At 66.2% G+C, this 13083-nt stretch carries 8 protein-coding genes; 6 read left to right on the top strand and 2 right to left on the bottom strand.

Annotated elements, in window-relative coordinates:
- The first annotated feature begins 4 nt into the window (after window positions 1-4).
- The 4 genes from EYF70_RS26250 to EYF70_RS26235 all read left to right on the top strand — a co-directional run bounded on the left by EYF70_RS26250 (window position 5) and on the right by EYF70_RS26235 (window position 7099).
- Window positions 5-4018, top strand: coding sequence for a DUF3683 domain-containing protein (locus EYF70_RS26250; protein ID WP_131148014.1), 4014 nt, complete (start codon window positions 5-7; stop codon window positions 4016-4018).
- Between the two features lie 3 nt (window positions 4019-4021).
- The gene (locus tag EYF70_RS26245; protein WP_131148013.1) at window positions 4022-4480 is read left to right on the top strand and encodes an HIT family protein; all 459 of its coding nucleotides are present in this window, start codon (window positions 4022-4024) and stop codon (window positions 4478-4480) included.
- 51 nt (window positions 4481-4531) lie between these two features.
- Complete coding sequence (locus EYF70_RS26240; RefSeq protein WP_131148012.1) at window positions 4532-4954, top strand: gamma-butyrobetaine hydroxylase family protein; 423 nt, start codon at window positions 4532-4534, stop codon at window positions 4952-4954.
- A gap of 408 nt (window positions 4955-5362) precedes the next feature.
- A complete protein-coding gene (locus tag EYF70_RS26235; RefSeq protein WP_131148011.1) occupies window positions 5363-7099 on the top strand; it encodes a methyl-accepting chemotaxis protein in 1737 nt (578 codons plus the stop codon).
- 63 nt (window positions 7100-7162) lie between these two features.
- Here EYF70_RS26235 and EYF70_RS26230 read toward each other — a convergent pair whose 3' ends face one another.
- Both EYF70_RS26230 and EYF70_RS26225 read right to left on the bottom strand, forming a co-directional pair.
- Window positions 7163-8095 carry a sulfonate ABC transporter substrate-binding protein gene (locus EYF70_RS26230; RefSeq protein ID WP_131148010.1) on the bottom strand — a complete coding sequence of 311 codons (933 nt, stop codon included), beginning with the start codon at window positions 8093-8095 and terminating at the stop codon, window positions 7163-7165.
- Between the two features lie 19 nt (window positions 8096-8114).
- Window positions 8115-9176 (bottom strand): LacI family DNA-binding transcriptional regulator, encoded by a 1062-nt coding sequence (locus tag EYF70_RS26225; protein WP_131148009.1) that lies wholly within the window; start codon window positions 9174-9176, stop codon window positions 8115-8117.
- 213 nt (window positions 9177-9389) lie between these two features.
- Here EYF70_RS26225 and EYF70_RS26220 point away from each other — a divergent pair, with 213 nt between their 5' ends.
- Together EYF70_RS26220 and EYF70_RS26215 are read left to right on the top strand one after the other, a co-directional pair.
- Window positions 9390-11639: a TonB-dependent receptor gene (locus EYF70_RS26220; protein WP_229420571.1), complete on the top strand. Its 2250-nt coding sequence runs from the start codon at window positions 9390-9392 to the stop codon at window positions 11637-11639.
- Window positions 11639-12922 (top strand): LLM class flavin-dependent oxidoreductase, encoded by a 1284-nt coding sequence (locus EYF70_RS26215; protein WP_174800433.1) that lies wholly within the window; start codon window positions 11639-11641, stop codon window positions 12920-12922. Before EYF70_RS26220 ends, EYF70_RS26215 begins: the two co-directional genes overlap by 1 nt.
- Window positions 12923-13083: the final 161 nt, after the last annotated feature.

Raw genomic sequence — 13083 nt, 5'->3', positions numbered from 1 at the left:
ACACATGAACGCACCAGCACAACTCCAGGTATTGCTCGCAGAATCGCCGGACGGCCACGCGCCGACCCGCGTCCGTGAAATCCCCTACAACTACACATCGTTCTCCGACCGCGAGATCGTCATCCGCCTGCTGGGCGAGGAATCGTGGCAGCTGCTGGACGAGCTGCGCAGTGCCCGCCAGACCGGCCGCTCCGCGCGCATGCTGTACGAGGTACTGGGCGATATCTGGGTGGTTCGCCGCAATCCGTACCTGCAGGACGACCTGCTGGACAACCCGAAGCGTCGCCAGGCCCTGATCGACGCGCTGCACCACCGCCTGTCCGAGGTGGACAAGCGGCGCATGGCCATCGATGCCGGGGAATCGGGCGAAGCCGCCGCGAAGCGCGCCTCCAGCGTGGAAAAACTGCTGGCCGCCGCCAGCAAGGCCGTGGCCGATTTCGGCGACGAATTCCGCGTCATGTACGACCTGCGCAAGCGCGCGGTCAAGGTGCTGGGCCGCTACACCGCCAAGCACAACATCTGCTTCGACGGCATGAAGCGCGTCTCGCACGTGACCGACGCCACCGACTGGCGCGTCGAATACCCGTTCGTCGTGCTCACGCCGGATGCGGAAGAGGAAATGGCCGGCCTCGTCAAGGGCTGTATCGAACTGGGCCTGACGATCATCCCGCGCGGCGGCGGCACCGGCTATACCGGCGGCGCGATCCCGCTGACGCCGATGTCGGCCGTGATCAACACGGAAAAGCTGCTGCGCATCGACCCGGTGGAAATGAAGGTGCTTCCTGGCCTCGATCGCGATTACGCTACCATCTACACCGAGGCGGGCGTGATCACGAACCAGGTGTCGGTCGCGGCCGAAAAGGCCGGCTTCGTGTTCGCTGTCGATCCCACCTCGGCGCACGCTTCCTGCATCGGCGGCAATATCGCGATGAACGCGGGCGGCAAGAAGGCCGTGCTGTGGGGCACCGCGCTGGACAACCTGGCCTCGTGGCGCATGGTCGACCCGAACGGCGACTGGCTCGACGTCACTCGCCTGGACCATAACCTGTCCAAGATCCACGACACGCCGCTGGCCCGCTTCAAGCTGGAGTGGACGCACCCGAACGCGAAGGGCGAAGCGAAAGGCGCGCCGTTCAAGACCGAGATCCTGGAAATCGCCGGCCGCAAGTTCCGCAAGGAAGGCCTGGGCAAGGACGTGACGGACAAGTTCCTGGCCGGCCTGCCGGGCATCCAGAAGGAAGGCTGCGATGGCCTGATCACGTCGGGGCGCTGGATCCTGCACAAGATGCCGAAGTTCACGCGTACCGTCTGCCTGGAATTCTTCGGCCAGGCGCGCGATGCGATTCCTTCGATCGTCGAGATCAAGGATTACCTGGATGGCCTGCCGGCCAAGGGCGAGCAGTTCGCCACGCTGCGCCTGGCCGGCCTGGAGCACCTCGACGAGCGCTACCTGCGCGCCGTCGGCTATGCCACCAAGTCGAAGCGCGGCGTGCTGCCGAAGATGGCCCTGTTCGGCGACATCGTTGGCGACAATGAAGACGCCGTGGCGCTGGCCGCCTCGGAAGTCGTGCGCCTGGCCAATACCCGCGTGGGCGAAGGCTTCGTCGCCGTCAGCCCGGAAGCGCGCAAGAAGTTCTGGCTCGACCGCGCCCGCACGGCGGCGATCGCCAAGCACACCAACGCGTTCAAGATCAACGAGGACGTCGTCATCCCGCTGAACCGGATGGGCGAATACACGGACGGCATCGAGCGCATCAACGTCGAGCTGTCGATCAAGAACAAGCTGCAGCTCGCCACCGCGCTGCGCGAATACTTCGAAGCGGGCAACCTGGCGATCGGCAAGAGCGACGACGCGTCCGAGGATGGCGTGGGCGATGCCGAGATGCTGGGCGACCGCCCGCAGCAGGCCCTGGCGCTGCTCGACCAGGTGCAGGAACGCTGGACCTTCATCCTGGCCAACCTGGACAAGCCGCTGGAATCGGCGCGGCTCGAGCTGTACCAGCTCGGCCTGCAGGAACTGAGCGGCGCGTTCGAGGAGCGCCTGCAGCGCCAGCCGGCCGCCACGCTGTTCGACGTGGTGCAGGACCGCACCGTGCGCATCAGCTGGAAGCAGGAAATCCGCGCCGTGCTGCGCCAGATCTTCAACGGCGCCGCCTACAAGCCGATCCTCGACGAGGCGCAGGCGATCCACAAGAGGATCCTGCGTGGCCGCGTGTTCGTGGCGCTGCACATGCACGCCGGCGACGGCAACGTTCACACCAACCTGCCGGTGAACTCGGACCATTACGAGATGCTGCAGGACGCGCACAAGGCCGTGGCCCGCATCATGACCCTGGCGCGTTCGCTGAACGGCGTGATCTCGGGCGAGCACGGCATCGGCATCACCAAGCTGGAATTCCTCACCGAGGATGAAATCGGCGAATTCCGCGACTACAAGCTGCGCGTCGACCCGGAAGGCCGCTTCAACAAGGGCAAGCTGCTGAACCTGCCCGGCATGGATGCGGACTTGCGCAACGCGTACACGCCGTCGTTCGGCCTGATGGGCCACGAATCGCTGATCATGCAGCAAAGCGATATCGGCGAGATCGCCAACAGCATCAAGGACTGCCTGCGTTGCGGCAAGTGCAAGCCGGTCTGCAACACGCACATTCCCCGTGCGAACCTGCTGTATTCGCCGCGCGACAAGATCCTGGCGACGTCGTCGCTGATCGAGGCGTTCCTGTACGAAGAACAGACCCGCCGCGGCATCTCGATCCGCCACTGGGAAGAGTTCGAGGACGTGGCCGACCATTGCACCGTGTGCCACAAGTGCGAAACGCCATGCCCGGTGAACATCGACTTCGGCGACGTGTCGATGAACATGCGCAACCTGCTGCGCAAGATGGACAAGCGCTCGTTCAATCCGACCAAGGCGGCGACGATGTTCTTCCTGAACGCGACCGACGCGGGCACCGTCAACGCGGCACGCCAGGCGATCGTCGGCGTCGGCGCCAAGGCCCAGCGCCTCGGCAACGAGGTGTTCAAGAAGGTGGCGCGCCAGCAGACCAAGGCACCGCCGCCGACCACGGGCAAGCCGCCGATCCGCGAGCAGATCATCCACTTCGTCAACAAGAAGATGCCGGGCAACCTGCCGAAGAAGACCGCGCGCGCGCTGCTGGATATCGAAGACAACAAGATGATCCCGATCATCCGCGATCCGAAGAAGACCAACGCCAACACGGAAGCGGTGTTCTACTTCCCGGGTTGCGGTTCGGAGCGGCTGTTCTCGCAGGTGGGCCTGGCCACCCAGGCCATGCTGTGGGAAGTGGGCGTGCAGACGGTGCTGCCGCCGGGCTACCTGTGCTGCGGCTATCCGCAGCGCGGCGCGGGCGACTACGACAAGGCCGAGAAGATGATGACGGATAACCGCGTCCTCTTCCACCGCATGGCCAATACGCTGAACTACCTGGACATCAAGACCGTGCTGGTCTCGTGCGGCACCTGCTACGACCAGCTGGCCACGTACGAGTTCGAGAAGATCTTCCCCGGCTGCCGCATCATGGACATCCATGAATACCTGCTGGAGAAGGGCGTCAAGCTGGAAGGCGTGACCGGTACCCGCTACATGTACCACGACCCCTGCCATACGCCGATGAAGCTGCAGGACCCGATGAAGACCGTGAATGCCCTCGTGCAAACGCACGATTCGGTGAAGATCGAGAAGAACGACCGCTGCTGCGGCGAATCGGGCACGCTGGCCGTGGCGCGGCCGGACATCTCCACCCAGGTGCGCTTCCGCAAGGAAGAGGAGATGGTCAAGGGCGCGGACAAGCTGCGCGCCGATGGCTTCGACGGCGACGTGAAGATCCTCACGAGCTGCCCGGCCTGCTTCCAGGGCCTGTCGCGCTTCAACGAGGATTCGGGCACCACCGCCGACTACATCGTCGTGGAAATCGCCCGTCACCTGCTGGGCGAGAACTGGATGCCCGACTACGTGAACCGCGCCAACGACGGCGGTATCGAACGCGTGCTGGTGTAAGGCATGGAAGCGGCAGCCTGCGACCTGTGCAACCTGCTGGCGGCGCCGCCGGCCGGCGCCGTCATCTGGCAGGATGACGCGCTGACCGTCGTCGCCGTCGACGAGCCGGGCTACCCCGGCTTCACGCGCGTGGTGTGGAATGCGCACGTGAAGGAGATGACCGACCTGTCTTCCGCCGAGCGCGATCGCGTGATGCGCGCCGTGTGGGCCGTGGAAGCGGCGCTGCGCGACGTGCTCGCGCCGCACAAGGTCAACGTGGCCAGCTTCGGCAACATGACCCCGCACGTGCACTGGCACGTGATCCCCCGCTATGCGGACGATGCGCACTTCCCGAACCCCACGTGGGGCGCGCGCCAGCGCGATCCCGCCGCTGCCGCGCTGGCCGTGCGCACCGCGCTGCTGCCCGAGCTGCACGCCACCATCCGCGAGCGCATGGCGCATGATGCCGACGCCGAGGTTTGACGCATCCTGCATGCTGCATCGAACAACTGAACTGAACTGAGCTGATCCACCATGGCCAACCCCACCGCTATTACCCTGCACAACAAGTCGCGCACCCTTGAAATCGCCTTCGACGACGGTGCGTCGTTCAACATCCCCTTCGAGCTGCTGCGGGTGTATTCGCCATCGGCGGAAGTGCAGGGCCACGGCCCCGGCCAGGAAACGCTGCAGGTCGGCAAGCGCGATGTCGGCATCACCGATCTGGAACCGGTCGGCCAGTATGCGCTGAAGCCGATCTTCACGGATGGCCATGCGTCCGGCCTGTACACCTGGCAATACCTGTATGACCTGGGCGCCAACCTCGACGCGCGCTGGCACGACTACATCGGCCGCCTGCACGCCGCCGGCTTCTTCGGCGATACCGGCCGCGAACCTGGCGCCGTCCTCCACGGCACGGCTGCCCCTTCCCACCACGGCTGCGGCCACCGGCACTGACCCATCCCCGCCGGCGGCATTCTCGCCGGCAAGCTGTTGTAAAAAACTTGGGGACTGTCCCTAATGCCGTTAGGTTAAGTCCACCCAAGGGCAAATTCCGGGGTCAGACCCGGCGGGTCTGACCCCAGCCCTTCGCTGTTGGGGTGAATGCATGCGCTTTCAATGCGCTGGATGACGCGTGTCCTGACGGCATTAGAGACTGCCCCCGGTGTTGTTTTGCAACCAGCTCGGCAGTTGTCCCGAGCATGTCAACGTTGCATGGGAATGCTGTAGAAGCAGATCGTTCTGACAATATTTTGTTGCTGTGGGGCTACTTTTTGATGGATTGCAGCGGTGCGATATTGTGCGCACCAAGGTGTGGCATGAGAATAGTGTTCTCTGACCGTTCCGCATTCCCAGGAAGACTTCATGCCCAAACTTACCGTCCGCTTCAGCCTGATGGCTGCGCTGTGCCTGTTTACCGTGATGATCGCGATCGGCGCGGCGCTTGGCGTGTTCATGATCAACCGTTCCAACAGCGCATTGTCGCTGGTGCAGGATATCGCCCTGGAAACGCAGGCGATCAATGACATCTACAAGGACGCCACGCGGGTACGCTCGAGCCTGAACCGTGCGTACTCGGAAGCGCGCGACGGCGGCCAGGTGGAGGGCAATGGCAGCGCCCTCGGCAATGCCACGAATTACCTGGTCCGTACCCGCAAGGCCCTGGCCGATTTCGTCGCCGCACCGCCATCCGAAGGGACCGATGTGCAGTTGCGCAACGACCTTGTCGCGGCATCGGCACGCATGCTCGATACGCTCGATGCAGGCATCGCCGCGCTGAAAGGCAACGACGTCGCCGGCTTCGCCACCATCAACAGCCGTGACCTGACGCCGCGCGGCGCCGAGATTTCCAAGCTGCTGGAAAAATTCCAGAAAGAGAACACCGAACGCGGCGAAGCGCTGATGAAGGAACGCGATGGCGAGTACCGCCTGGTGCTGTGGCTGGTGGCGCTCGGCCTGGCCGGCGCGCTGGCGCTGGTGGTCGCCATGCACATCTTCCTGCGCAACCTCGTCATCGCACCGCTCGAGCGTGCCGTCGAGCTGCTCGATGGCGTGGCGCATGGCGACCTGACCGCCCGCGTCGATGCCCAGGGCAACAACGAGATCGACCGCCTCATGCGCGGTATCGCGAAAATGCAGCAAAGCCTGATCGAGATGGTGTCGAACGTGCGCAGCGGCGCGCAGGCGATCGGCACGGCCGCCAGCGAGGTTGCCATGGGCAACCAGGACCTGTCGTCGCGTACCGAAAGCCAGGCCAGCGCGCTGGAAGAAACCGCCGCCACGATGGAAGAGCTGACGAGCACCGTGAAAAGCACCGCCGACAACACGATGCAGGCCCGCGAGCTGGTCGAGGCGACTTCCTCGAAGGCCGCCGCGGGCGGCACCGTCATGGGCCAGATGGCGGAAACGATGGCGGCCATCGACGCATCGTCGCGCAAGGTGGTCGACATCATCGGCGTGATCGACAGTATCGCCTTCCAGACCAATATCCTGGCGCTGAACGCCGCCGTGGAAGCGGCCCGCGCCGGCGAGCAGGGCCGCGGCTTCGCGGTGGTGGCTTCCGAAGTGCGCACGCTGGCCCAGCGCAGCGCCACGGCGGCCAGGGAGATCAAGGCGCTGATCGACGATTCCGTCGACAAGGTGGGCTCCGGCAGCATGCTGGCGAACCAGGCGGCGCAGGCCATGAACGAGATGGTGACCAGCGTCCAGCGCGTGACCGGCATCGTCGTCGATATCGCCGAAGCCAGCCGCGAGCAGAGCAACGGCATCGCGCAAGTGAACCAGTCGATCACGCAGATGGATGAAGTCACGCAGCGCAATGCGGCGCTGGTAGAGGAAGCGGCCGCCGCCACCCAGGCCATGCAGCACGAGACGGAAAACCTGCTGGGCGCCGTCAGCGCCTTCAAGCTGTCGGGCGATGCCGCGCAGGCCCACGTTCCTGCATCCGCGCCGGCACCTGCCCATGCCGCGGCACGGAAACCGGCACCCGTCAAGCCGGCGGTCGCCTTGCCACGCGCACCCGCCGCCGCGAAGGCGCCGCAGCAGCGTGCGCAGAAGCCGGCCGCCAAGGCCCCCGCCGCGGACGAGTGGGAAGAGTTCTGAACCTGCAGCGCCGGCCGCGCTGCCTTCATGATTCCTGCGCCGCCTCCAAGGCGCCTGCGCCCCTTACCGGCGCTGCCAGGTCCACGCCTGCGTGGCGATCGTCACCGGCCGCGGAATCAGCTTTTCGCGGTAGAACAGGTCGGCCACCTTCTGCTGGTTGGCCACGATCGAAGCATCCACCGGCGCCACGCCCGCTTTCTGCCGCCCCAGCCACGTGGCGATGACATCCGGCGCCACGCCCACCTGGGGCGCCACCAGCGCCACCATTTCCTGCTGGTGCGTTGTAGCCCACTTGCCGGCCAGGGCGATCTGCTCCAGCAGCGTGGCCACCGCCTGGGGCGCGCGTTTCACGAACGCGCGCGAGGCCAGATAGAAGCCATTGGCCTGCAACAGGCCCGTGTAGTCAGCCACCACGCGCGCGCCATAGGCTTTCTGTGCCGCCGCGAGATACGGATCCCACACCACCCAGGCATCGACGCTGCCGCCATCGAACGCGGCACGCGCTTCGGAAGGGCCGAGGAAAATCGGTTTCACGTCGCGGATCGTCAGCCCGGCCTTGTCCAGCGCTGCCACCAGCAGCAGGTGCGAGCCGGAGCCCTTGGCGAAGGCGATGCGCTTGCCTTTCAGCTGCGCCACCGTGCGGATCGGCGATCCGGGCTTGACGATGATCGCCTCGCTGGTCACCGGCGGCGGCTCGGCACCCACGTAGACGACATCGATGCCGGCGGCCTGCGCGAAGATTGGCGGCGGCGCACCCGTGGTGCCGAAATCGATGCTGCCCGCGTTCAGCGCCTCGAGCATCTGCGGCCCGGCCGGGAATTCGATCCACTTCACCGTGGTGCCGCCCGGCGCGAATGCCTTCTCGACGGCGCCCTGGCGCTTCAGCATCGCCAGCAGGCCGCCGCCTTTCTGGAAGCCGATCCGGATCGTCTCGGCCCGTGCCGGCAACGCGGCAAGCAGCAGCAGGGCCAGCAGCGCGGTCAACAACTTCTTCATCGTTTCTCCTTGTTTCAGTTCAAGTGCTTTCACGTTCGATCAATGCACATTCGAGCAGGTTCAGGCGGGCAGGCTTCGGCTCCGCCGGCAGTTCGCCCAATGCCTGCAGGATGCGCTGGGCGGCGATCTCGCCGATCTCGCGGCCGGGCGGCCGGATCGTCGTCAGGCTGGGCAGCAGCAGCGGCGAGAACGCGTAGTCGCCGAAGCCCATCAAAGCGCAGCGCTGCGGCACCTGCAGGCCAGCACGCTGGGATGCCAGCAGGGCACCGGCCGCCAGGTTGTCGTTGGCGAAGATGATCGCGTCCGCCGCCTTGCGTCCCCCTCGGCGGCTGCGTGTCAGTGCTTCCAGCGCCTGGCGCCCCGCGTCGAACGGCGCTTCCTCCGTCGGCGCATAGGTCCACGGCTCCAGGCCGTGCTCCTCCAGCGTGGCCGCATAGCCATCGCGGCGGTCCAGTGCCGACAGGTCGCCCGCCACGCTGTTCTGCACGAAGGCGATGCGGCGGTAGCCTTTGGCCAGCAGATGGCGCGCCGCCTGCACGCCCACCTCGCGATTCGAATAGCCCACCTGGATCGGCTTGCGGCGCGGCGCGTAATCCCATGTCTCGACGACCGGAATGCCGGCCGCCGCCAGCAGCGCCTCGGTGCCGCGCGAGTGGAAGCGGCCCACCACGGCCAGCGCCGCCGGCGACCAGCCGAGGAAGGCGCGCACCGCGTTTTCTTCCTGCTCGGCCGAGAAGTAGCTCGATGCCAGCAGCAGCTGGTAGCCGTGACGGGTCAGCGTGTCGTTGAAGCCCTGGATGGTGCTGGCGAAGATCGGTCCCGAGATGTTCGGCACCACCATGCCCACCACCTTGTTGTGGGCCGATGACAGGCCGCCAGCGGCCAGGTTCGGCACATAGTTCAACTGCGCGACCGCGGCATCGATCCGCGCCCCCAGCTCCTCCGAGACATAGCCGTTCTTCTTCAGGTAGCGCGATACCGTGATCGAGCCGACGCCGGCCAGCTTCGCGACGTCATGAATCGTGGCGCGCCCGGAACCACGGCGTTTCCTGGCTTGCCCAGGCATATTCTCAAACGACATATCGATGCTCCATTTGATTCTTTGACTTCATTTTTGCCTTCGCCGACACTGCGACGGTATCGGTACCATACAAAAAAGTCTAGCAGTCTTCGCATCGGGCACCAAGCTGGTTTTCCGCAGGTGCAGAACGGTTTTTCGCATATTGGGGATCTCATGAAACGGCAGCAACGCAGTCAGCATCAAACGAACAGGCATCGGAACATACACCTCGGCGTGGCCGCCGGATTGCTGCTCGGCGCGCGGCTTGCCGCTGCCGCGGAAACGGCTCCGGAGCCGGCGCCGGCACCCGAGCCGGCCGCGCAAGGCGAGGCCGTGGTGGCCTCGGTCACCGTCACCGCAACGCGCCGCACGGCATCGCTGCAATCGGTACCGCTCGCAGTATCGGTGGTCAGCGGCGAGCAGCTGGAGCTGGCCAACCGCACCAGCATCGACACGGTGGTGCAGGAAATCCCCAGCGCCGCGTTCCGCCAGCAGGGCGGCAACAAGGACTCGACCCTGTTCGTCCGTGGCATCGGTACCATATCGACCTCGCCGGGCGTCGAACCCACGGTTTCCACCGTGGTCGACGGTGTCGTGTACGCCCGCCCGGGCCAGGCCACGATCGACCTGCTGGACATCGACCGCATCGAAGTGCTGCGCGGCCCGCAAGGCACGCTGTTCGGCAAGAACGCTTCGTCCGGCGTGCTGAACATCGTCAGCCGCACGCCGTCCGAACAGCTGGCCGGCTACGTCGATGCCTCGGCATATACCGGCCATGAGAAGCGCGTGCGGGCGGGCATCAGCGGCGCATTGCAGCCGGGCGTGCTGCGCGCATCGATCAACACGGCGTATGCGGATTACGACGGCAATGTGAAGAACGTGCATGCCGGCGGCGGCCGGGTGAACGGCCATGAACGCCGCGGCGTGCGCGGCCGGCTGGACATCACGCCCAATGCGGACACCGATATCTCGCTGATCGCCGATTACCTGAGATCGGAAAGCTCACCCACGGTGGTGGCGTACAAGCAGGCCAGTGCGCCGTTTGCCCAGGCGCTGCTGCCGGTCGTCGCCAGTGCCGAAAACCGCCAGGTCAGCTTCGACCTGCCCAACGCGATCGACGACACCAACAAGGGCCTGTCCGCGCAGGTGAACTGGCGCCGCAACGGCTACACGCTGACCTCGATCACGGCATGGCGCGCCTGGGACAACACGCAGCACACCACCACGTCGGCGATCGGCAACAGTGCCGAGGTGGCGCGCATCACGAGCACTTATCCGGCCACGCGCGACATCGGCACGCTGGCGTTCACGCAGGCATCGCAGGAGCTGCGCATCGCGTCGCCGCGCATCGAGCTGGCTTCCCTGGGCGCGTTCGACTACGTGGCCGGCCTGTTCTACCTGCATGGCAAGGACCGCGAAACCTACCAGCGGATCGTCACCACCAACGCCACCAGCAACGCCGCCACGGCGGCCACCAATAACGGCCGTGCCGACTACGGCATCGAGAGCGACAGCTACTCGGCCTTCGGCGAAGCCACTTTCCACTTCAGCCCGGCATGGCGCGCGATCGCCGGCGCGCGCTGGACGCGCGATGAACTCGCATACGACCACGTGCGCACATCGACACAGGAAAGCGCATTCCCGGGCGTGCAGCCGGGCACGCAAAGCGCGGGCGACACGGCCTCCAGCGGCTGGTCGGGGCGCCTCGGCCTGCAGCACGATTTCTCGCCGGCCGTGACGGCATACGGCACCTGGTCGCGCGGCTACAAGGGCCCGGCCTACAACGTGTTCTTCAACATGCTGCCGCGCGATACGCTGGCGCTGGCACCGGAGACATCGAGCTCCCTTGAACTGGGCGTCAAGGCCGCCGCGTTCAACCGCCGGCTCACGGCCAACCTGGCGCTGTTCCACACCGACTACGCCAACTACCAGGCCAATTTCTATGACACGGTGGCCGGCGCGGTCGTCACGCGCCTCGTCAACGCGGGCGACGTATCCACGCGCGGCGTGGAACTGGACGTGACGGCGCGCCCCACGCCGCAGCTGACCTTCACCGGCGCCTTCGCCTGGACCGATGCGCAGGTGGAGGCGTTCAACTGCCCGGCAAACGCCGCCGCGTCGTGCAACCTGAATGGCAAGACGCTGCCGTTCGCGCCGCGCTTCAAGGGCTTCGTGCGCGGCGCGTACCGGCTGCCGCTGGCCAGCGGCCACGAGGTCAACCTGAACCTCGACTACAGCTACCAGAGCCGCACGCAGTTCGACCTGTTCCAGTCGCCGGATGCGATCCAGCCGGGCTACGGCATCGTCAACGCGGCGATCGAACTGGCCCAGCCGGCGGCCGGCTGGCGCGTTGCCCTGGTCGGCAAGAACCTGGCCGACAAGTCGTATGCGACCAACCTCGTCACCGGTACCGGCACCGTGCACCGCGTGGTCCCGCGCGACGACCGCCGCTATGTCGGCATCACCGCGCGCAAGGAGTTCTGATGGCCGCGCGCAAGCAACTGAGCCTGACGGCTTTCCTGATGCGCCACGGCCACCACGTGGCGGCGTGGCGGCATCCCGATACCGATCTCGTGTCGCCGCCGTTCGAGGTCTATCGCGACGCCGTGCAGCGCGCCGAACGGGCTTGCCTGGACGCTGTCTTCCTGGCCGACAGCGTGGCGTTGACGGGTGCGCCGTCGGTCGAGCCGGTCACGCTGCTGTCGGCGCTGGCCGCCGTCACCAGCCGCATCGGCCTGGTCGCCACGGCCACCACCACCTACAACGAGCCGTACACGGTGGCGCGCCAGTTCGCCTCGCTCGACAGTATCTCGAACGGCCGCGCGGGCTGGAACCTGGTCACCTCCGACAATGCCGCGGAAGCCGCGAACTTCGGCCGCGAACGCCATGTCGACCATGCCGCGCGCTATGCCCGGGCCCGCGAATTCCATGACGTGGTCGACGGCCTGTGGCAAGGCTGGGAAGAGGGGGCGTTCGTCAACGACAAGGCGGGCGGCCGGCTGCTCGACTCGGCGAAGGTCCGCCGCCTGGATTATCGCGGCGAGCACTTTGCCGTGTCCGGACCGCTCAACGTGCCCCCCAGCCCGCAGGGCAAGCCGGTGGTGGTGCAGGCCGGCAGTTCGGAGACGGGCCGCGAGCTGGCCGCCGCCACGGCCGACGTGGTGTTCACGGCACAGGCAACGCTGGCCGATGCGCAGGCGTTCTACCGCGACATGAAGGGGCGGGTCGAGCGGCACGGCCGTGCGCCGGACAGCCTGCGCATCATGCCAGGGATCTTTGCCGTCGTTGGCACATCGGAGCAGGAGGCGCAGGACAAGTTCGGCCTGCTGCAGGGCCTGATCGAGCCCGGCGCGGGCCTGGCACTGCTGGGGCGCATGATCGGCAACTTCGACCTGTCGGGCTATCCGCTCGACGGCCCGCTGCCGGACTTGCCGGTCACGCAGGATGGCCAGCGCAGCCGCCAGCAATTGCTGACCGCGATCGCGCAGGGTGAGAATTTATCGATCCGGCAACTGTATGAGCGCATTGCCGGTGGCCGCGGCCATTTCACCGTGATCGGCACGCCGGAGCAGGTGGCGGACCAGATGCAGGCGTGGTTCGAAAGCGGCGCGGCGGATGGCTTCAACCTGATGCCACCGACCTTGCCGGGCGGGCTGGATGATGTACTGCGCCTGGTCGTGCCGGAATTGCAACGGCGCGGATTGTTCCGCACTCGTTACGAAGGCACGACCTTGCGCAGCCACCTGGGGCTGCGGGAGGGGAAGTAACGGCACGGCAGGGGGCCGGTACAGCGGGGTGTTGGCACAGCTCGATATCGACAAAGCACTGCCCGGACGATTCACGCGCCGGGCAATCCACGCATCTGGCAATCCACGCATCTGGCAACCCACGTATCGGGCAATCCATGCATCGGGAGATCGATGCATTC

The sequence above is a fragment of the Pseudoduganella albidiflava genome (assembly GCF_004322755.1).
In the GTDB taxonomy this organism is placed as follows: Bacteria; Pseudomonadota; Gammaproteobacteria; order Burkholderiales; family Burkholderiaceae_D; genus Rugamonas; species Rugamonas albidiflava.
This window is presented reverse-complemented; position numbering and strand designations above follow the sequence as displayed.